Genomic DNA, 20,674 nt, shown 5'->3' with positions numbered 1-20,674 from the left:
ACGGATCAGACCTCGCTGTTCGCGGAACCGCCCGCGTGGGCGTATTCCGACAGCGCCGCCGCCAGCGCGTGCGGAACGCGGGCTCGCACCCGGGTTCCGCCCTCCTCGTGGGTGGAGGCGATGATGCGGCCGTCGGCGTGGATGCGCGCCAGCAGATCACCGCGCGTGTAGGGCAGCAGCACGCTGATCTCGACATCGAGTCCGCCGAGCACCTCGGCGAGGCGGTCGCGCAATTCGGCGATGCCGGTTCCGGTGTGGGCCGAGACGAAGGCGGCGTCCGGCATCACACCGCGCAAGCGGGTGAGTTCGTTCGGATCGACGGCGTCGATCTTGTTGACCACCAGCAATTCCGGCGGCGCGGCGGCGCCCTGTTCCTTGATCACGTCGGTGATCACCTCGCGGACCGCCTTGATCTGCCCCGACGGCATCGGATCGGAACCGTCGACGACGTGCAACAGCAGATCCGCGCCGGTGACCTCTTCCAGCGTGGAACGGAACGCCTCGATCAGCTGGGTCGGCAGGTGGCGGACGAATCCGACCGTGTCGGTGAAGACCACCTCGCGGCCGTCGTCGAGGGCGGCCCTGCGGGTGGTCGGATCGAGGGTGGCGAACAGCGCGTCCTGAACCAGCAGTCCCGCGCCGGTCAGGGTGTTCATCAGACTCGACTTGCCCGCGTTGGTGTAACCGACGATGGCCACCGAAGGCACACCGCTCGAGGTGCGACGCGCCCGCTTGGTGTCGCGCGCGGTCTTCATTTCGCGGATCTCGCGGCGCAGTTTGGCCATCCGCTCGCGGATGCGCCTGCGGTCGGTCTCGATCTTGGTCTCACCGGGACCGCGCAGACCCACACCGCCGTTGCTGCCCGCGCGACCACCGGCCTGCCGTGACATGGATTCACCCCAGCCGCGCAGCCGCGGCAGCATGTACTCCATCTGCGCGAGCGCGACCTGCGCCTTGCCCTCGCTCGAGGTGGCGTGCTGGGCGAAGATGTCCAGGATCAGCGCCGTCCGGTCGATGACCTTGACCTTGACGACCTTCTCCAGCGCCGTGAGCTGGGCCGGGGTGAGTTCACCGTCGCAGATCACCGTGTCGGCGCCGGACTCGAGCACCACCGCGCGCAGTTCCTCGGCCTTACCCGAACCGATGTAGGTGGCCGGATCGGGCCGATCGCGACGCTGGATCAGCGCCTCGAGCACCTCGGAACCGGCGGTTTCGGCCAGCAGCGCCAACTCGGCCATGCTGGCGTCGGCCTGGGCCGACGAACCTGCGGTCCACACCCCGACCAGCACGACCCGTTCCAGGCGCAGCTGCCGGTACTCGACCTCGGTGATGTCGGCGAGCTCGGTGGACAGACCGGCGACTCGGCGCAGCGAGGCGCGGTCGTCGAGCTGGAGTTCACCGGTGGTCGGTTCGCTCGCCCAGCCCGCGTGGCGGGTGCCCTTCAGTTGCTCGTCGCGAGCGCGCATACGGGCGGCATGTTCGGCCACCACATCCCCGGCGTCCACGGTGTCATCGGCCGTCTCGACGAGATCGTCGTCGGCGGCCGGATTGATATCGAAAGTCTCTGAATTCCTCATACGCCATCCAGCTTGCCACGTTCGTGCGGGTCAGCGCACTTCGATATTCGCGAATCCGCCGTCAGAGCCCGGTCCACCACTGCTCGGCGAGGCGTCCGGAGGCGACCAGGACCGACGGGCCGCGCAGCCACGCGTCGCCGCCGTCGAGCCCGACGCGCACCGAACCACCGGGCACCCGGATCGTCACCTCGTCGGTGCCGGTGCCGATGGCGAACCCTTCCGCGGCCAGTACCGCGGCGGCCGCGGCGACGGTTCCCGTTCCGCAGGAACGGGTTTCGCCGACACCGCGTTCGTAGACGCGCATATCGGCCGCCCGGTCGGCGCCGAGCGGGGTGAGGATCTCGATATTGACCCCGAGCGGAAAGAGGTCCGGGTCGTACCCGGGCGAGACCGTCAGATCCAGTTTGGCCAACGCCTCGGCGGACAGATTCGCGTCGACACAGGCCAGATGCGGATTCCCGACATCGATGCCGATTCCCGGGTAGCCCCAGCCACCGATGGTGGCGGTGGACGCGCCCAGTTCGGTGATCCGGCCCATTCCGACGGCGACATCGCCGTACGCGTGGTCCGCGGCGTGGACCGTGACCGGGCGCGCGCCCGCGCGGCTGCCGACGACGAATTCGGCGGCGGATTCCAGACCGGCGACCGCGAGGTAGTGGGCGAAGACCCGTACCCCGTTACCGCACATCTCGGCGACCGAGCCGTCCGCGTTGCGGTAGTCCATGAACCAGTCGGTGTCCGCGATGCCGTCCGGAATCGTCTCCAGCACCCCCGCCTCGCGCAGCGCGCCCGCGCGGGCGACGCGCAGCACACCGTCGGCGCCGAGGCCACGCTGACGATCGCAGAGCGCGGCCACGCGCGCCTCGGTCAATTCGAGGCGGACGTCGAGATCGGGCAGCACCACGAAATCGTTCTCGGTGCCGTGCCCTTTGCTGAACTCGATATCGGCCACATGCGCTCCTGATCCTCGGGTGCTTTCCTCGATTATCCGGGTCGGCGATGTCACGGTGCCCGGGCGGGTTCCTATCCGACGAACGTCCGGCGCTGTCGGGAAATTTCGTACAGTGCCACCGCACCCGCCGACGGCGCGCCGAGCGAACTCGCCGAACCTCCCATCGGAATGGAGACCAGGTCGTCGCACTCCTGCTGCCACGCCGCGCTCATACCGCTCGACTCGTTGCCGACCACCAGGATGGTCGCGTCGGCGAAATCGTGGTCGAAGACCGCGTGCGTGCCGTTCTCGTCGGTGCCGACGACGCGGGTGGGGATACCGCGCCTGATCTGGCGATCCCGGAAGGCCAGCACCTGGGCCGCGCCCGCCGCCCGCAGAACCGGCACCGCGAACAGCGATCCGGTCGACGCGCGCACCGCCTGCGGATCGTAGTGATCGGCGCCGTGTCCGGTCACGATCACCGCGTCCGCGCCGAACGCGTCCGCCGAACGGATCAGGGTGCCGAGATTGCCCGGCGAATTGGGCCGATCGAACACCACCACGACGGGCGCGTCCTCGCCGGGTTCACCCGGTGCGAAATCATCGAGTTCGGTCGCCCGCGATTCCGCGACGGCCACGACTTCCGGTATGCCGCCTGCCTTCTCGCCGAGTTCGGCCATCAACTCGGGGACGAGTCCGATGCACGGGACCTCGGCGGAATCGAGCAGTTCCCTGGCCCAGCCGGACAGTTCGGGGGTGCCGAGCCGGTAGAGCAATGTCTCGATGGGCCAGTCGTTGGCCACGGCCTGGGTGATGGGACGCACGCCCTGCACGAGGAAACGCCCGTCGCGATTGCGGGTGGCGCGATTGTTCAGGTACGCCTCCCACACCTGCATCGAGGCGTTGCGGGTGCTCACCCTGCGGTTCGCGACGTCGCCCGCGGTGCGGCCGGATCCGCCGCGGGCCTGCCTGGCGCGGGGAGATTCCCTGTTCATCACCGCCGCCCCGCCGTTCGTGCCGCCTGTACCGTCCGGGCGGACACCACCCGATTGTTCTGTCCGATCACCTACTGGTCCGTTCCGTCGATTCGAGCACAGACAGCGCCGTCGCGGCCGGATCCGGGTCGGCGCCGTTCACCCAGCGCACCCGGGTGTCCCGGCGAAACCACGAACGCTGCCTTCGCACATAACGCCGGGTGCCGATGAGAGTGCGTTCCCGCGCGTCGTTCAGGTCGTATTCGTTGTCGAGATGGGCGAGGACTTGCGCGTAGCCGATGGCCCGGCGCGCGGTGACACCCTCGCGTAGGCCCAGATCTATCAGCCCGCGCACCTCGTCGACCAATCCGCTGTCGAACATCAGCGCGGTGCGCGCTTCGATCCGGGCGTCGAGTTCCGCGGTGTCGCGGTCCACCCCGATGATGATCGTCCCCCATCGTGGTTCGCCGATCACCGGGGCCGAGGCCGCGAAGGGACGTCCGGTCAGTTCGACGACCTCGAGCGCGCGCACCATGCGCCGTCCGTCGGTGGGCAGGATGGTCGCCGCGGCCGCCGGATCGGCCAGGCGCAACGCCTCGTGCAGCGCGACCACACCGCGTTCGGCGAGTACCTGTTCCCACCGCGCGCGCACGACGGGATCGGTGGCCGGGAAATCCCATTGATCCAGCAGCGCTTGGACATACATCATCGAACCGCCGACGATGACCGGGGTCCGACCGCGCGCCATGACGGCCTCGACATCCGCGCCCGCCGCGCTCTGATACGCGGCGACGGTGGCGTATTCGGTCACATCGAGGACATCGAGCTGGTGATGGGCAATGCCCCGGCGTTCGGACGGTGGCAATTTGGCCGTGCCGATATCCATGCCCCGGTACAGCTGCATGGCGTCGATGTTGACGATCTCGCCGTCGAGGCGTTCGGCCAGATCGAGTCCGAGGTCGGATTTTCCGGACGCAGTCGGCCCGACGACCGCGATGGGGGTGATCCCGGTGGACGCCGCCTCGGTCATCCCCGCCTCGGTCATCGCCGCTCCCCTGCCGCACGGGGCGAGAATCGCCTGCTCATCCCGCGCCGCCCGGTCGCCACAGGCTGACGTGGTAGCCGACGCCGTAGGGCGCGTCACGGTAGAGCGTATCGACGCTCGGATCGGCGGAATCGGCCGCGAACAAACCTGCCATCGCCTGGTACGCGGGACGTCCCGCGATGGACAACTCGGCGCACAGGTCGGGGTCGAGTGCGAGCAGGGCCGCGCGATCGCCCGCGTCCAGTGCCAGGTCCAGTGCCCGCTGGCAGCCCTGCGCGCGATCGTCGAGATATCCGGGCGCCTTCAGCGACAGGGTCGCCGCGCCGTCCGCGACGACGAGCACCGCGTGCGGTTCGTCCGTCGCGTCGAGTTCGGCGCGCAGATCGGCCCCGGCCCGCGCGCATCGCTCGGCGGAGGTGTCGGCGGCCAGGACACGGGCCCGCACGCTGATATCGGGGCCGACCTGCCCGCGCAACCATCCGGCGATCAGCACGGACAGCGGAAGCTGCGGATCGGGCCGGGCCCCGGAATCGGCGATGGCGTCGGCGGCGTCGGCCGACAGCCCGACGCGCACGTCGAGTCCGTAGCCGCGAAAGGTGCCCCTCGCGTCGGGTCCGAAGACCTGATCGGCGTCACCGGAACCGAGCACCGTCCAGTGCCGAGCCGCCCCGGCCAGCGTCGCGCCTGCGGCGGAGACGGCCGCCCGCAGCACGGCGGGCGGGTCGTCCGGATCGGCTCCGGGCGCGCGTGAAGCGGCGCCGACGAGCTCGGGAACCAGGATCGGCGGCGACGGGACCAGGGCCGCAATGGAGAGCACCACGTAACGGTAGCCGTTGGTCCCGACTGCGCTTCGCACCCACCGGCACCCGCCGCGACGGTGGGCGGCTTCGAGTGTCTCTGCGTCAATCCTTGCCGAGATTGATAGTGTCGAGGTTGCTACAACCCAGGTCATCACGGGTTCGCATCCCTGGGAACAACCCGTGAGAGGCGCGGATCAATGGTCTCGATGGCTCGGACCGGGTTGAATGGGATGAGCTAGGGCGTAACCAGGCAGCCGTGACGCGCGGCAGGGACGGAGAGCAATGAGCGACAGCAACGGAACCGCGAAAGCCACCCCCGGCAGTGCACCGCGACCGTCCGGCGCCCCGAAACCCGGTGGTTCGACCCCCCATCCGAAGCCGCACGCGATCAAGCCCGCGCCCGGCCAGAGCGCCCAGCACCCCCATCCGGTGGTCGTTCCGACCGTCACCGACCCCAGCGCGTGGGGCCGCGTCGACGAGGACGGCACCGCCTGGGTGAAAACCTCCGAGGGCGAACACGTCGTCGGATCGTGGCAGGCCGGTGACGCCGCCGAGGGGCTCGCGCATTTCGGCAGACGCTTCGACGATCTCGCCACCGAGGTGGCGCTGCTCGAGGCGCGACTGGCCGCGGGCGCGGATGCCCGCAAGACCAAGGCCGCGGCGCTGACGCTGGCCGAATCGCTGCCGACCGCCGCCGTCATCGGCGATATCGACGGTCTGGCCCGCCGTTTGCAGGCGATCACCGAACATTCCGAAGAGGCGGCCGCCCACGCCAAGGAGGAGAAGGACCGCGCGCGGCACGAGCACACCGAGCGCAAGGAAGCGCTGTGCGCGGAGGCCGAGAAGATCGCCGCCGAGTCCACCCAGTGGAAGGCCGCGGGCGATCGGCTGCGCGAAATCCTGGACGAGTGGAAATCCATCCGCGGGGTCGACCGCAAGGTGGACGACGCGCTGTGGAAGCGGTACTCGAAGGCGCGCGAGGCCTTCAACCGGCGTCGGGGCGCGCATTTCGCCGAACTCGACCGCGAACGCGCCGCCGCGAAATCACGCAAGGAAGAGTTGTGCGAGCAGGCCGAGGAACTGTCGAGTTCGACCGACTGGGTCGGCACGGCGTCGGTCTTCCGTGATCTGCTGACCGAGTGGAAGGCCGCCGGCCGCGCGCCGCGCGAAGCCGACGAGACGCTGTGGCGGCGGTTCAAGAGCGCGCAGGACGTCTTCTTCTCGGCGCGCAATGCCGCGGTCTCCGAACGCGACGCGGAATTCGAGCACAACGCCACCGCCAAGGAAGAACTACTGCACACCTACGAGAACATCGACCCGGCCAACGGTCTCGAGGCGGCTCGCTCGGCCCTGCGCGAATTGCAGGACCGCTGGGACGCCCTCGGCAAGGTGCCGCGCGAACGCATCCAGGAGTTGGAAGGACGGTTGCGCGCCATCGAGAAGCGGGTGCGCGACGCGGTGGACGCGCAGTGGCGGCGCAGCGATCCGGAGGCGATGGCCCGCGCGGCGCAGTTCCGCGAGAAGGTCGCCCACTACGAGGAGCAGGCAGCCAAGGCCGAGGCCGCTGGCAAGGCGCGCGACGCGCAGAAGGCGCTCGACCAGGCCAAACAGTGGCGCGAGTGGGCCGAGGCCGCCGAAGGCGCTGTCAGCAACCTCTGAGGTAGCGGCCCCCGAGTAGGCGAACTCCGGGCGGAATTCCTATTCGCCGGTGAGTCGGCGGTGTTCGTCGGCTTCGGCCTCGGCGGCGGCGATACGTCGCTGTTCCTCGGCTTCCAACTGCAATGCGGTGCGACTCCACACGACGCGGATCCAGTGAAAGGTCAGCACCACGATCGCCAGGGTGCCGAGCACGAGTCCGATGCCGGGTCCCGAGACGACGTGATTGCCGATCCCCGGTGTCTGGCGGTGCCAGATCGACAGCACGCCGAAGACGCTGGCGATGGCCGAACCGGCGACGGCGAGCCACGCGAGCACCCATCGGCGGGTCATCAACGCGAGCAGTGAGAAGCCGACGCCGAAGACCACGACGAACCAGACGAATACTCGCGAGGGCAGGCCGATGTGTTCGATCCGGCCCGCTTCGGTGTCGAGCAGGACGTCGAAACCCCTGGCATCGCCGGTATGCGGCAGCACCAGCGACAGCAGTAGCAGGAAGACCGCGCCCGCGACCACCATGGCGCGCGCACCGGGGTCGATCTCCCCCGCGATGCGACGTTCCACGGCGTCGAGTTCGTCGCGGAACTGCTCGAAGTCCTTGCCGTTCTCGACCGAGTTCACTGCGCCTTCGTCTCCTTCGCCTGGTTCACCGACTGCTCCGGACCGGTCCACTGTGCCATTCGAGGGGCCGGCCTCGGCATCCGACCCACTACGACCAGTAGTAGGCGGCTGATCCGCCGCGCCGTCGCCCGATGGGGCACCGGAACGGGAGTCGGAGGTCTCCGGTCCGTCGTCGGGGTGTACCTGGTCCGAATCGTCTTTCACGAATTCTCCCGTGCCGCAGACCTGCCCGCCGCCGCGGAAACGCGCACCTCGCGTCGATCGTGTGGTCGGCGCGGGTAACACCTGTCGTCGATCACGTCGTCACCGCGATCAGACACCGCATCCGGTGGCGCACCCCGAGGCCGCGACCGGTTCCGGGGCCGGGGCGCCGATCCTGGGCAGACCGAGACCGACGCCGATCGGTTCGGTCTTCGGGGTGATGCCGCGCTCGTGCGCGTCGCCTGCGGTGGTGCGCCGATGCGTCCTGATCGGTGAATCGGCGATCAGGTGGTGCGGGGCCGCCTCGGTGATGTCGACGGTGACGATATCGCCCGGGCGGATCGGTTCGGCGGTGTCGACGGGGCGGAAATGCACGAGTCTGCCGTCGCGTGCGCGTCCGCTCATCCGTGCGGTCGCCGCGTTCTTCTTACCCGCGCCCTCGGCGACGAGGAGTTCCACCTCGGTGCCGATCAGCGCGCGATTGGCCTCGAGGGAGATCTCGTCCTGCAACGCGATGAGCCGCATGTAGCGTTCCTGCACCACCGCTTTGGGCAGCTGGTCGGCCATCTCGGCGGCGGGAGTTCCCGGACGCTTCGAGTACTGGAAGGTGTAGGCGCTGGTGAAACGGGCCCGGCGCACCACATCCAGGGTCTCCTGGAAATCCTCTTCGGTCTCGCCGGGGAAGCCGACGATGATGTCGGTGGTGACGGCGGCGTGCGGCATGGCGGCACGGACCTTCTCGATGATGCCGAGGTAGCGCTCCTTGCGGTAGGAGCGGCGCATGGCCTTGAGGACGCGGTCCGAGCCGGATTGCAGCGGCATATGCAATTGCGGGCAGATATTCGGCGTCTCCGCCATGGCCTCGATGACGTCGTCGGTGAATTCGGCCGGATGCGGCGAGGTGAAGCGCACCCGCTCCAGGCCGTCGATATCGCCGCACGCGCGCAGCAGTTTCGCGAAGGCGCTGCGATCACGCGAACCGGCGGGGCCGCGTGATCGCGAGGCATCACCCGAGTCGGCCGGATCGACGAAATTGACGCCGTAGGAATTCACGTTCTGACCGAGCAACGTCACCTCGAGCACGCCCTGCTCGACCAGCGCCCGTACCTCGGCGAGCACATCGCCGGGACGCCGGTCGACTTCCTTGCCGCGCAGCGCGGGCACGATGCAGAAGGTGCAGGTGTTGTTGCAGCCCACCGAGATCGAGACCCACCCCGCGTAGGCCGACTCGCGTTTGGCGGGCAGCGTGGACGGGAAGGCCTCCAGCGATTCGAGAATCTCGACCTGCGCCTCGGCATTGTGGCGGGCCCGCTCCAGCAGCACCGGCAGCGAGCCGATGTTGTGGGTACCGAACACCACGTCCACCCAGGGCGCCTTGCGCACGACCACGTCGCGGTCCTTCTGCGCCAGGCAGCCGCCGACTGCGATCTGCATCCCGGGGCGTCCGGCCTTGATCGGCGCGAGATGGCCCAGGGTGCCGTACAGCTTGTTGTCGGCGTTCTCGCGCACCGCGCAGGTATTGAAGACGACGAGGTCGGCCGTCGCGCCGGGCGCGGCCTTCACATATCCCGCATCCTCCAGCAGACCGGACAAGCGTTCGGAATCGTGCACGTTCATCTGGCAACCGAAGGTGCGGACCTCGTAACTGCGAGCGTCTTCTTCGGGCTGGAGCCGGAGGGGATGCAGCGCGGTGTGTCCGATCGAATCCACCCGTCCAGGGTACGGGTGCCCGTGTCCGGCCTTTCGCGCGCATCGGTGCAGGCTCGGGGCATGCCGGAGTTTGCGCGCGGGGGGAACGCGGAGGTTACGGCCATGTGACCACTCGGCGTGCCGTTACGGCGTGTCATGGAAAGCAGGGCAAAACTCGTTTTTCCGCCTAAGGTCAAGGACCATGACCGACGCCGATGCCGCGCCCGATTCCGCCGGGGACGCCACGACCGGGAACGCAGCCGCCGCCGAGGCGCCGCAGTCGCTGAGCAAGGACGCCCCCGCGCAGGCCCCCGCCGCCGGGCCGCCCATGATCGCGATGAGCAAGGTGGACAAGCATTTCGGCGAACTCCACGTCCTGCGCGACATCAATCTCGAGGTGCCGAGGGGTCAGGTCGTCATCGTGCTCGGCCCGTCCGGCTCGGGTAAGTCGACGCTGTGCCGCACCATCAACCGGCTGGAGCCGATCGATTCCGGCGATATCGCCATCGACGGGGTGCCGCTGCCCGCCGAGGGAAAGGCGCTGGCGGCGTTGCGCGCCGACGTCGGCATGGTGTTCCAGTCCTTCAATCTCTTCGCGCACAAGACCATCGTCGAGAACGTGATGCTCGCGCCGATCAAGGTGCGCAAGGTCAAGAAGGACGCCGCCCGCGCGCGCGCCATGGAACTGCTCGAGCGGGTCGGTATCGCGAACCAGGCCGACAAATATCCGGCGCAGCTCTCCGGCGGCCAGCAGCAGCGCGTGGCGATCGCCCGCGCGCTGGCGATGAGCCCGAAGGTGATGCTCTTCGACGAGCCGACCTCGGCCCTCGACCCCGAGATGGTCAACGAGGTGCTCGACGTCATGGTCTCGCTGGCCAAGGAGGGGATGACCATGCTCGTGGTCACCCACGAGATGGGTTTCGCCCGCCGGGCGGGCAACCGCGTGCTGTTCATGGCCGACGGATCGATCGTCGAGGACACCGAGCCCGAATCCTTCTTCACCGCACCGAAATCCGACCGTGCCAAGGATTTCCTCGGCAAGATCCTGAGCCACTGACCGCACTGGAACACGGCAACGAAAACCATAAGAGGAGTTGGGAACTCGATGAGGATCAACCGTGCACTGCGCTTCGGTGTCGGGGCGATCGCCCTGGCGCTCGCCGTCTCCGCCTGTGGCGGCGGCGACGACAAATCCGGCCTCGAAAACGCCAAGGACGGCAAGCTGACCGTCGGCATCAAATTCGATCAGCCCGGCCTGGGCCTGCGCAACAAGGACGGCTCGTTCAGCGGTTTCGATGTCGAGGTCGCCAAGTACGTCGGTGAGAAACTCGGCGTGAAGCCGGAGAACATCGAATTCAAGGAAGCGCCGTCGGCCCAGCGCGAGACGTTGATCGAGAACGGTCAGGTGGACTTCGTCGTCGCCACCTACTCGATCAACGACAAGCGCAAGGAGAAGGTCGATTTCGCCGGTCCGTATTTCGTGGCGGGCCAGTCGCTGCTGGTGAAGGCCGACAACACCGATATCACCGGTGCCGAATCGCTGACCGGCAACAAGAAGCTGTGCTCGGTGAAGGGTTCGACGCCCGCGCAGAACGTCAAGGACAAGTACGCCAAGGACGTCCAGTTGCAGGAGTTCGACACCTACTCGCTGTGTGTCGAGGCGCTGCGCAACGGTTCGGTCGACGCCGTGACCACCGACGACATCATCCTCGCCGGTTTCGCCGCCCAGTCCCCCGGCCAGCTCAAGGTCGTCGGCAAACCGTTCACCACGGAGAACTACGGCATCGGCGTCAAGAAGGGCGATACCGAGATCCGCGGCCAGATCAACGACGCCATCGAGGCCATGATCGCCGACGGTTCCTGGACCAAGGCCTTCACCTCGACGGTCGGCAGTTCGGGCTACCCCGTGCCGCAACCGCCCACGGTGAACCGCTACTGATCGCGACGCGGGTGGTCGGCGATCGCGCCGACCACCCGTTTCGCCGAACTGCCGACCCCATACCGATCGGAGGGATACGCCCACCGTGTTCGACCTGATCTCGGAATACGACACCAGGATTCTGGAAGCCTTCTGGGTGACCATCCAGCTGACCGTCTTCTCCGCCGTCGGCGCATTGATCCTGGGAACCCTGGTCGCCGCGATGCGCGTATCCCCGGTTCCGGTCGCTCGCGCGCTCGGCACCGCCTACGTCACCGTCTTCCGCAACACCCCGCTGACGCTGATCATCCTGTTCTGCTCGCTCGGTCTCTACCTCACGCTGGGCTGGAAGCTCGCGGGCGATTCGATCACCGACAACAACTATCGCTGGGCCATCGTCGGACTCAGCGTCTACACCGGCGCGTTCGTCTGCGAATCGCTGCGCTCGGGTATCAACACCGTGGCGCTGGGCCAGTCCGAGGCGGGCCGCTCGCTCGGTTTCAGCTTCGGTCAGAATCTGCGCTACGTGGTGCTGCCGCAGGCCTTCCGATCGGTGATCGCCCCGCTGGGCAGCGTGTTCATCGCGCTCACCAAGAATTCCACGATCGCCTCCGCCATCGGTGTCGCCGAGGCGGCCTACCTCATGGCCGAGATGAACGAGAACGAGGCCGCCATCATCGCGATCGGCGCCATCTTCGCGCTCGGCTTCGTCTGTCTGACCCTGCCCGCCGGCCTGTTGTTCGGCTGGCTCGCCAAGCGATTCGAGGTGGCCCGATGAGCTCAGGCGCATCCGTACTCTTCGACGCGCCGGGGCCCCGCGCGCGGCTGCGCAACAACCTCATCTCGGTGCTGGTGGCCGCGGTGATCATCGCGGTCGGATTCGTGCTGTACCGGGCGTTCGACGAACAGGGACAGTTCGCCGCCGAGAAATGGAAACCATTCCTCGACGCCGATGTCTGGGAGACCTACCTGCTGCCCGGCCTGAAGGGCACCATCGTCGCCGCGGTGCTCTCCATCGTCTTCGCGCTGATACTGGGCATGATCTTCGGCATCCTGCGGCTCTCCGAACATCGGTGGGTGCGCATCGTGGCCGGTGCGATCGTCGAATTCTCCCGGGCCATCCCGGTGTTGATCCTGATGATCTTCCTGTTCGCGATCTTCTCCGAGTACAAAGTCTTCAAATCCGATGATCTGGCGCTGGCCGCGGTGGTCGTCGCGCTGACCATCTACAACGGGTCGGTCATCGCCGAGATCGTCCGTGCGGGCATCCGCTCGCTGCCCAAGGGACAGAGCGAGGCCGCCGTCGCGCTCGGCCTGCGCAAGAACCAGCTGATGCGTCTGATCCTGCTGCCGCAGGCGGTCACCGCGATGCTGCCCGCGCTGATCTCGCAAATGGTTGTCGCGCTGAAGGATACGGCGCTCGGTTATCAGATCACCTACGGCGAGATCGTCCGCGAGGGCAAACAGCTCGGCGCGTCGGAGCAGAACATCATCCCGGCGCTGATCGTCGTCGCGGTCATCATGATCATCCTCAACAGCTCGCTGTCGTTCACCGCGACGAAGCTGGAGCAGCGACTGCGTGCCAGGCGGCGAATCAAGGGCGGCGCCGTGCTCGCCGCCGATTCGGTGCTCACCGACGCCGCGCCCGGCGTGGACATCGTGACCAAACGATGAGCGTCGACCGATGAGCGTCGATGAGGCGGCCTTCGAGGAATTCCTGGCCGCGGCCGGACCGAGGGCCGAGGAATTGCGCGAGCTCGACGCGCTCATCCGGGCGAGCGCGCCCGCCTTCGAGCCGGTGCTGACCGGATCCACGGGCGCGAGCATGCTCGGTTACGGCCTGATCCCCTATCGGAGCAAGAGTATGAAGAAGCCCTCCGAGTGGCCGCTGGTATCGCTGGCGGCTCGGAAGAACTATGTGTCGCTGTATATTTCGGCGCTCCAGGACGGGCGCTATGTCGCCGAGGTGTACGCGGACCGGCTGGGGAAGGTCTCGTGCGGCAAATCGTGTATCCGGTTCAAGCGCCTGTCGGATCTGGATCTGGAGACGGTCCGCGAAATCCTCGGCGATCTGGAGCGACGGTTTCTGGCGGGCGAGAAACTCTACGGCGAACCGGGCTGAGCGGTGACGGTTCCGCGTCGCTCCGGTTCCGGCCGTAACGCCCGCAGGTCGTGGTCGAATCGCCGCAGCAGCAGCACCGCGGTGACCGCGAGGCCCGCGCACAGCCCGAGCCATACACCCGGCCCGCGGAGCCCGAATCCGTAGGCGAAGACGATCAGGACGGGTAGCCCGACGGCCCAGTAGCCGATGAGCGTGATGCGGAACCCGCTCTTGGTGTTGCCGAGACCGCGCAGCAGTCCGACGCCGATGTTCTGCGCGCAGTCCATGAACTGCTGGACGACCGCGACCAACAGCAGCACCCGCGCCAGCGGCATCACCTCGGCGGCCTCGTTGCTGTCCAGGAACGGTCGCAGGACCAGTTCCGGCGCCACCAGGTACACCGCGCCGACCACGCCCATGACGATTCCGCCGAGAGTGAGCGCGGTGCGCGAGATGCGCTTGGCCTCGTCGAGATCTCCCTTGCTGACCACCCGGCTGACCAGGATCGATGAACCATGGGACAGCCCGATGGTGACCTGGAAGACGATATAGGTCAGTTGGATGACGACATTGTGTGCGGCCAGCGCGGCCGGACCGAAACTGCCCATGATGAGGACCGCGACGGAGAAGATCCCGGCCTCGGAGCCGTAGGTGAGACTGATCGGGATCCCGAGGCGCAGAATTTCGCGGACCGTGCCCATATCGGCACGCCAGGCCTGGATCGACAGCAGCGGCGCGAGATGTTGGTCGCGGCGGACGATGAGGAAGAACGCGCCGAAGGTCAGCAGGTTGACGAAGGAGGTGGCGGCACCGATGCCGGTGAGCCCGAGGACCGGCAGGCCCAGCCAGCCGTAGATGAACGCGCCGTTGAGGGCGGCGTTGATACCGATCGAGGCGATGGTGACCCACAGCAGCGAACCCGGTCTGCGCATGCCGACGGCGAATTGGCGCAGCACGTTGAGCCACAGCATGGGCACCAGACCGAACGCGAGCGCGATCATCATCGGGCGGGCCAGTTCGAGGATGACCTGATCCTGGCCGAACCATTCGAGGGTGTAGCTCAGCGCGGTGAGGACACCGCCCGCGAGCAGACCGACGACGGTGGCGACCAGGAAGGCCGCGCGCACGATCTGGCGGATCTCGGTATGGGCGCGCTGGTCGAGGTGATCGGCGCCCGCGCGGGCCTCCGAACGCCCGACCGCGGCGGCGACGAGATTGCCGACGGCGGTGACGACGCCCACGCACATGGTGCGGATCTGGTTGTAGAGGGTGAGTGCGAGACCGCCCGCGGCGATGGCCTGGACCCCGAGCAGACCCATCATCGCCAGGTCGGTGGTGGTCAGGGCGACCTGGGCGAGTTGGATACCGGCAATGGGCGCGGCGAGAGCGATCAGCGGCCGACTCTCACGCACACCGAGGGCGATGGTCATGCCTGCGTCGGCCTACCCGGTTGCCGCGGATCCGAGGCAGACGAGACCTCGCGGGCGTATTCATCCAGCAATTGTCGAACCTCTCCCTCTGCGGCCGGACTCAGCAAATCCTTGTCACGCATCCACTCGTCGTTGAAGATCGTATCGAGATATTTCTCGCCTCCGTCGCACGCGATCGTGACCACCGTGCTACCGGAAGGTATTTCGCGGAGCAGTCGCATCGCAATATAGACCGCGCCACCGACCGAACCGCCGAGCATGAGTCCGTTGCGCCGCGCCACCACACGTGCCGTAGCAAACGCGTGGACATCGGATACCTTAACCCCCTCGTCGAGGAGTTCGTAGTCGATCGTGCTGCCGATCTCCCCGCCGGGCGGCGTGCCCGTTCCCGATTGCCAGTACGGACCGCCGGGACCGCCGAAGACGATGGAACCCACGGGTTCGACACCGATCACCGTGACCGACGACCCGAGACGACGCAGTTCGCGCGCCGTTCCGAACAGCGAGCCGCCCGTCCCCACCGAGCTGACGAGATAGTCGACGTCGGAGTTCAGGTCGGCGCGCAGTTCGTGGGCGAGCGCGTGGTAGCCCCGCGCGTTGCTCGGATTGTTGTGCTGGTCGAAGAAGTAGGCGCCGTCCTCGGCCTCGGCGAGTTCGGCGGCGTGTTCTTCGCGCGCGGTCGCACTGGGACCGTCGTCGCTGGTGTCGGCCACGTACACCAGGCGGGTGCCCATGGCCGCCATCGCGCGCAATTTGTCCTTGGCGGCGTGGTTGTCCACGACGGCGGTGAAACGGTAGCCGCGCTCGGCCGCCATCACCGCCAGACCCAGCCCGGTATTTCCCGAGGTGGATTCGATGATGTGTCCGCCGGGCGGCAACCGGCCGTCGCGTTCGGCGTCGAGCACCATCTGCCTGGCCATGCGGATCTTCGCCGAACCCGTCGGGTTGAACTGCTCGAGTTTGAGCAACAGGCGCGAGCCCGAACCCGTCCGGCACAGTTCGATCAGCGGCGTGCGCCCGACCAGGTCGGAGACGCTGCCGACGATGTTCTCCGGCCGCGTGCCGACGGGCCGATCACCACGATCGGCGCTGTCGGTCGTACGCGCCACGTCGTCCACGGTCATGATCACATTCCTCCGCGCCGCGCGGATTCCCATCGCCACCCGATGCGGTCCGACGCGGTCGTCACGACGATCTTCGGCGGCAATTCCAGCTGATGGAATTCCGATTCGTTCGAATCCATCTGGTATCCGGCGGTATTCGGATAGATCAGCAGATCGCCCCGGCGGGGAACGCGATCGAACCGAATCTTGCGCCAGGACAACATATCGCTTTCCAGACAACTGGAACCGCCGACGCAGGCATTGGTCGGCACCCCTGTTCCGCGCTGCGGCCACAGGAACGGATCCGGCAGGTATTCGCTGGCGAACCATTGTTCGGAAAGACTCAGACTCAACCCCGACGCGGTGATGAAACCGTATTCCTCGCGTTGTTTGTAGCCGAGAACGGGAAATACCGTGAAACCGCAGCCGTCGAGCATCGCGCGTCCCGGTTCGATCAGTAATCGCGTCTCGGTCTGCGCGAACTTGGCCGCGAGATCGGCGTGCTGCGATGCCACCGAACTGGCCAGAATCGCCGAAAGCATCTCGCCGCCCGCGGGATCGGCGTGATACGGATAGAACCCGCTGAACTTCTTCCCGGTATGGAACCAATCGTCGCGGTAATCGCGCAGGAATTCCTGCCAGGCGGTCTCGCCGACGTAATCCACCGCGAATCCGCCGCCGATCGAGACCGACGTGGCCGCCAGGCCCCGCGCCCGTGCCGCCAGGCACCGGTCGATCACGTCCGACGCCTGCCAGGCGCGCGGCGCGACGGCGTAGCCGGTGAGATGGAAGGAGAATCCCTCCATGGTGATTCGGGCGCGATGTTCCACGCACCGATCCAGCGCGAGCGCCAGCTCGGCGTCGTCGAATCCGAAGCGGCTGTGCGGATTCGAGGCCGGGAGCACGCGCAGCAGAATGCGTACGGGGTCGGCGGCGTCGGCGATCGCGACGAGCCGATCCAGTTCGTCGAGCGCGTCGACCGCGATCAGACCGCGATGGCGGGCCGCCAGCCACAGCAGATCATCGGTTTTCGCGGGCCCGGTCACCACCAGATCCTCGCCGCGAACCCCATTGGCCAAGGCGTGCACCAATTCCGGCGCGCTCGCGACATCCACCCCGGCGTTCGCGCCCGCGCAGGCACGCGGCCAGCACGCGGCCTTGTTGGCCTTCTTACCGAAGTAGACCTTGCCGTCCACGCCCGCGGTGACCATGGCGTCGACGAATCCGGCGAGGTTCACGGTGAACTGGTCGGGATGCAGCACATGAAAAGGGCCGCCGCCCACCGCGTCGGCGATATCGCCGAGCGCGGCGGGGTCGGCGTAGACGCGCCGCACCCACTCCGGCTCACGTGCCGGTAGCGGGTGGGCGGCCTGTGTCACTTCCACAGTCGTAGCTCCTGTCCACGGCCCGCTTCGATGGCGCGGGTGGCCAATGCGTGTCCCACGGCGATATCGGTGACGACGAGACCGCTGTTGTAGGCGAATACCCGATCATCGGGTGTTCCACGGCCGAATCCGTCGCCCGCGAGGATGTGCGGCAGTTCGGCGTCGACCGGTCGCAGCGATCCGTTCGAATCCGCCAGATACTTTCCGGTGACGGCCAACTGGCTCGCGCTGGTGGCGATGGCGTAGTCGGCGTCGAGCAGGGCCGAATCGGCGACGCCGTATCCGACGTCGACCAGTACCGCGCCGGGTTTGAGGGAATTCGTCCGGATCTTGACCTCGGTGGCGGGGCCAGAGGCGGCCAGCACGATATCGGCCTCGATCGCCGCGCCGTACGGATCGGTGACGATCTCGATCGTGCGGTCCGGGTGATGCCCGGCGAATACCTCCAGTACCGCGGCGATCCCGGCCTCGTGGGTTCCGTACAGCATCAGATGGTCCAGATCGGGCAATACCGACAGCAGATACGGCAGCGCTTGGCGCCCCTGGGTACCGGTTCCGATCAGCAGCGCCGACCGCGCGGTGGGCGCGGCGCTCGCCTCGGCGAGCAGCGCGGTCGCCGCCGGTGTGCGCAACGCGCCGATCCTGGCGCAGTCCATCAGCGCGATGGGAACGCCGGTCTCGTCGTCGTAGAGCGTGATGGTCGTGTAGTAGTTCTTCTCACCACGCCCCTTCTCCTGTTTGTACGAGGTCTTGAAGGCGACGACCTTCCTCGACCCGTCGTAGCCGAGCATCGAATACGAGATCGAATCCCGATCCGGAACCGGTAGCGCGATCTTGGCCGGATTGCGCGAGTGCCCCTGCGCCAGGGTCACATAGACATCGCGCACGGAGGCGATCACTTCGGCGGGGGTTATGGCGATATCTACCAGATCATTACGCGTGAGCACGCGCAGCGGCATGTCAGTCATTTCGACTCCAAACAGAGATATTCGACCTGCTGACCGTATCCGTTCTCGTCGAGTTCCGTGACCGGACGGGGCCTATCCGGCATGGCGATATTCACCCGCTTCAGCCACCGATCGGTGCCGTCGAAACGCGCCGTGAACGGAACTCGTCCGTGCACCACCACGTCGTTGTCGACGATGGCGACATCACCGGGTTCGAGCACGACACGCCTGCCGACACGCTCGAGTTCCTCGCTCAATCGCCGATATGCCGCTTCATATTCCGGGTCGGCCTCGGTCCACGGCGTGAAATCCGGGTCGTAGCGCAGACACAGCCCGTCCGACCGTTCCCACAGTGTCGGAATCGGACCGGCGGGCCCCCACCGTTCCATATCCCCGTAGGTGAGGTCGGGCATGATCGGAATGGTCGGACGCAGGAGTGTCTCGCGATCGGCGGGCGAGAGTTCGACATCGCGCACCGAGGAGATGGTGGTCGCCACCGCGTCCACATTGCGAATACAGCTGAGCAGGAACACATGCGAGCGATGCGGATGGAAGGCGTCCTCGGTGTGCGGACTCAGCAGCAGCGAACTGCTCGCCCCGGTCTGCACGTTCTCGTAGCCGCGCGCGGGCATGACGTTGTTCACCAGCCGCCCTTCCTGCTGACCGCGCCAACCGAAGGGACGGCCGATCATGCTGCCGAGCAACAGCATCTGCAGGTCCGTCGGCAGGCTCGCGGCCTCGTCGACGGCCGACCAGATGGGCGGGGTGCGGCCCAGCGATCGCTCGTCGACGAACAGTCCGCGGACCACGCAGATACCGCTGTCGGTCGCCGGCGGGCGGATCTTCTCGCGCAACTCGCCGTCCATATTCGCGGCGAATGCCGAGATCGCTTGTCTACAGCGAGGATTGGACAGCGAGCCGTATGCCGCCGCCAGCGTCGTCCCGAGCTCGTGCAGCATGGCCCGCGATCTCGTGCCGAGCGTCCGGATCTCGAGCGGACGAACCGCGCTGTCCACCGCAGACGACATCCTGAAATCTCCCTTCGCGAGGCACGCCGCGGGCCGCGGTTCGTGTGGTCTTTCGGCTGTGCGCGCAAAACTGGTGGCGGGTCGGGACGTAGGACTCCACCGGCACATCGAGAACGGTCACGAGACTATCCGAGGGTCATACGGTTAGGCAAGGCATCCCTAACCAGGAAACGATCTTTCGTGATCATCCGAATCGCCTCTCTCCCAACGATGTTCATCCATGATATGGACGCGTGCGTAGCACGCGCGGTCGTTCACAGGATGCGCGAGAGCCGAAGAGCGATCGAGAGGGGCTCCGCGCCGCGATCCCGATCAGTAAAGCAAGCGGCTCCGCCCCCTCCGTCGGCCCCCCTCGCAATTCCCTCGGGCCGCGCGTACGGGATTCGCCTGTCCCGAGAGTTCGGTACGGCCACAACCTTTTTCGACCACGCCGGACCCGGGGACCGATACTGCCGTACCGTGCGGAATCGCCGTCGCACTGCTCTAGGGTGTCGGGCATGACGGACATGGCGAAGGCCGCGAAGGAAGCGCCGGATCTCGACGCGTTGCGGGCGGCGGCGACGGCGCTGCGCGCGGAGGAGCTCGACCCCCGATGGCTGGCGAATCTGGTGGGGGCCGAAAGCGGTTCCTGGCCGGAATTCGCCGCACTGGTGCACAGGATCGTGCCCCCGGACGATCGATGGATCGTCGTGGAACTGTGCCGGCGCACACTGACCGCGCCCGGTTCCCGCCTCGAACTCGACAAGGACACCCGCGTCGGGAAGCCGTTCTTCCACCACGGGGATCTGGTCGTCGCGGGTGACCTGCGGGTGGTCGGGCCGTTCCTCGTCACCGGATCGGTGACGGTGCGGAACGTGTTCACGGATTCGGGCCCGGACTCCGCGGTGATGATCGGAGACGGCCTGCGTGCCCGCGCCGTCTACACCGACGGTGAGATGTATGTGAGCGGCACGATCTCGGCCGAGATCGTCTACTGCTACTACAACGACCACACCCTCGAGGCGAAGGCGATCGAGGCCGGGCTGGTCATCGAGGACGACCACTGCGTCCTCGCCACCGTGCGGGCCGAGCACCATTTCGACATGGACACCTTCCGGCAGGGGTACGGAGAAGGCGTGCAGGACCGACTGCGCGAACTCCTGGCGCCCGAGGTCTTCGTCCACGCGCACGACGACGAGCCGCGCATGGACCACCGGCTGCTGTTCGAGCGTCTGCATCAGGGACTGGAAGTACTCCGACCGGCACCGGCCCACCCCTGAGCCCGCTGT

19 protein-coding genes are annotated in these 20,674 nt (G+C 67.3%); 7 read left to right on the top strand and 12 right to left on the bottom strand.

Features of this window, described 5'->3' with window-relative positions; translation table 11 throughout:
• Window positions 1–5: 5 nt before the first annotated feature.
• The 5 genes from hflX to DAT37_RS26495 all read right to left on the bottom strand — a co-directional run bounded on the left by hflX (window position 6) and on the right by DAT37_RS26495 (window position 5,383).
• Complete coding sequence (gene hflX / locus DAT37_RS26515) at window positions 6–1,466, bottom strand: GTPase HflX (protein ID WP_198654454.1); 1,461 nt, start codon at window positions 1,464–1,466, stop codon at window positions 6–8.
• A gap of 172 nt (window positions 1,467–1,638) precedes the next feature.
• A complete protein-coding gene (dapF, locus tag DAT37_RS26510) occupies window positions 1,639–2,520 on the bottom strand; it encodes a diaminopimelate epimerase (RefSeq protein ID WP_109527746.1) in 882 nt (293 codons plus the stop codon).
• Window positions 2,521–2,600: 80 nt separating this feature from the next.
• Window positions 2,601–3,404 (bottom strand): TrmH family RNA methyltransferase, encoded by an 804-nt coding sequence (locus DAT37_RS26505; protein ID WP_232840031.1) that lies wholly within the window; start codon window positions 3,402–3,404, stop codon window positions 2,601–2,603.
• Between the two features lie 166 nt (window positions 3,405–3,570).
• Entirely contained in the window at window positions 3,571–4,527 is a 957-nt protein-coding gene (gene miaA, locus DAT37_RS26500) for a tRNA (adenosine(37)-N6)-dimethylallyltransferase MiaA (protein ID WP_232840003.1), read from the bottom strand.
• A gap of 37 nt (window positions 4,528–4,564) precedes the next feature.
• Window positions 4,565–5,383, bottom strand: a complete 819-nt coding sequence (locus DAT37_RS26495; RefSeq protein ID WP_408637441.1) for a class III extradiol ring-cleavage dioxygenase family protein — start codon at window positions 5,381–5,383, stop codon at window positions 4,565–4,567.
• Between the two features lie 226 nt (window positions 5,384–5,609).
• Between DAT37_RS26495 and DAT37_RS26490 the strand changes: the two genes are divergently transcribed.
• Window positions 5,610–6,986 (top strand): DUF349 domain-containing protein, encoded by a 1,377-nt coding sequence (locus DAT37_RS26490; RefSeq protein WP_109527579.1) that lies wholly within the window; start codon window positions 5,610–5,612, stop codon window positions 6,984–6,986.
• A 39-nt stretch (window positions 6,987–7,025) separates the two neighbouring features.
• On the opposite strand, the gene DAT37_RS26485 is transcribed toward DAT37_RS26490, so the two are convergent.
• Both DAT37_RS26485 and miaB read right to left on the bottom strand, forming a co-directional pair.
• The gene (locus DAT37_RS26485) at window positions 7,026–7,604 is read right to left on the bottom strand and encodes an Rv2732c family membrane protein (RefSeq protein ID WP_109527578.1); all 579 of its coding nucleotides are present in this window, start codon (window positions 7,602–7,604) and stop codon (window positions 7,026–7,028) included.
• A gap of 312 nt (window positions 7,605–7,916) precedes the next feature.
• Window positions 7,917–9,491, bottom strand: a complete 1,575-nt coding sequence (miaB, locus tag DAT37_RS26480; protein ID WP_109527743.1) for a tRNA (N6-isopentenyl adenosine(37)-C2)-methylthiotransferase MiaB — start codon at window positions 9,489–9,491, stop codon at window positions 7,917–7,919.
• Between the two features lie 331 nt (window positions 9,492–9,822).
• Here miaB and gluA point away from each other — a divergent pair, with 331 nt between their 5' ends.
• The 5 genes from gluA to DAT37_RS26455 all read left to right on the top strand — a co-directional run bounded on the left by gluA (window position 9,823) and on the right by DAT37_RS26455 (window position 13,534).
• Window positions 9,823–10,551, top strand: a complete 729-nt coding sequence (gene gluA / locus DAT37_RS26475; protein WP_109527742.1) for a glutamate ABC transporter ATP-binding protein GluA — start codon at window positions 9,823–9,825, stop codon at window positions 10,549–10,551.
• Window positions 10,552–10,599: 48 nt separating this feature from the next.
• Complete coding sequence (locus tag DAT37_RS26470) at window positions 10,600–11,433, top strand: glutamate ABC transporter substrate-binding protein (RefSeq protein WP_109527577.1); 834 nt, start codon at window positions 10,600–10,602, stop codon at window positions 11,431–11,433.
• An 85-nt stretch (window positions 11,434–11,518) separates the two neighbouring features.
• Window positions 11,519–12,190: an amino acid ABC transporter permease gene (locus DAT37_RS26465; RefSeq protein ID WP_109527576.1), complete on the top strand. Its 672-nt coding sequence runs from the start codon at window positions 11,519–11,521 to the stop codon at window positions 12,188–12,190.
• Window positions 12,187–13,086, top strand: a complete 900-nt coding sequence (locus DAT37_RS26460) for an amino acid ABC transporter permease (RefSeq protein ID WP_109527575.1) — start codon at window positions 12,187–12,189, stop codon at window positions 13,084–13,086. Before DAT37_RS26465 ends, DAT37_RS26460 begins: the two co-directional genes overlap by 4 nt.
• Window positions 13,087–13,096: 10 nt before the next feature.
• Window positions 13,097–13,534 carry a DUF1801 domain-containing protein gene (locus DAT37_RS26455; protein WP_109527574.1) on the top strand — a complete coding sequence of 146 codons (438 nt, stop codon included), beginning with the start codon at window positions 13,097–13,099 and terminating at the stop codon, window positions 13,532–13,534.
• Here the strand turns inward: DAT37_RS26455 and DAT37_RS26450 are convergent.
• The 5 genes from DAT37_RS26450 to DAT37_RS26430 are packed head-to-tail and all read right to left on the bottom strand — an operon-like array spanning window position 13,516 to window position 19,406.
• A complete protein-coding gene (locus tag DAT37_RS26450) occupies window positions 13,516–14,943 on the bottom strand; it encodes an MATE family efflux transporter (RefSeq protein ID WP_109527573.1) in 1,428 nt (475 codons plus the stop codon). The genes DAT37_RS26455 and DAT37_RS26450 overlap by 19 nt on opposite strands.
• A complete protein-coding gene (locus tag DAT37_RS26445) occupies window positions 14,940–16,067 on the bottom strand; it encodes a PLP-dependent cysteine synthase family protein (protein WP_109527741.1) in 1,128 nt (375 codons plus the stop codon). The genes DAT37_RS26450 and DAT37_RS26445 overlap by 4 nt, the downstream gene beginning before the upstream one ends.
• Window positions 16,068–16,069: 2 nt before the next feature.
• The gene (locus DAT37_RS26440; protein WP_232840002.1) at window positions 16,070–17,431 is read right to left on the bottom strand and encodes a type III PLP-dependent enzyme domain-containing protein; all 1,362 of its coding nucleotides are present in this window, start codon (window positions 17,429–17,431) and stop codon (window positions 16,070–16,072) included.
• On the bottom strand, window positions 17,422–18,399 hold the full coding sequence (locus tag DAT37_RS26435; RefSeq protein WP_232840001.1) for an ornithine cyclodeaminase family protein: 978 nt from the start codon (window positions 18,397–18,399) through the stop codon (window positions 17,422–17,424). Before DAT37_RS26435 ends, DAT37_RS26440 begins: the two co-directional genes overlap by 10 nt.
• Complete coding sequence (locus DAT37_RS26430) at window positions 18,396–19,406, bottom strand: TauD/TfdA family dioxygenase (RefSeq protein ID WP_157978709.1); 1,011 nt, start codon at window positions 19,404–19,406, stop codon at window positions 18,396–18,398. The genes DAT37_RS26435 and DAT37_RS26430 overlap by 4 nt, the downstream gene beginning before the upstream one ends.
• A gap of 497 nt (window positions 19,407–19,903) precedes the next feature.
• Between DAT37_RS26430 and DAT37_RS26425 the strand changes: the two genes are divergently transcribed.
• A complete protein-coding gene (locus tag DAT37_RS26425) occupies window positions 19,904–20,665 on the top strand; it encodes a hypothetical protein (protein ID WP_109527571.1) in 762 nt (253 codons plus the stop codon).
• The last annotated feature ends 9 nt before the right edge of the window (window positions 20,666–20,674 follow it).

This window comes from Nocardia aurea, from assembly GCF_003123685.1.
Taxonomy (GTDB): Bacteria; Actinomycetota; Actinomycetes; order Mycobacteriales; family Mycobacteriaceae; genus Nocardia; species Nocardia aurea.
Note: the sequence above shows the minus strand (reverse complement) of the source record. Positions and strands in the feature narration are given on the sequence as shown.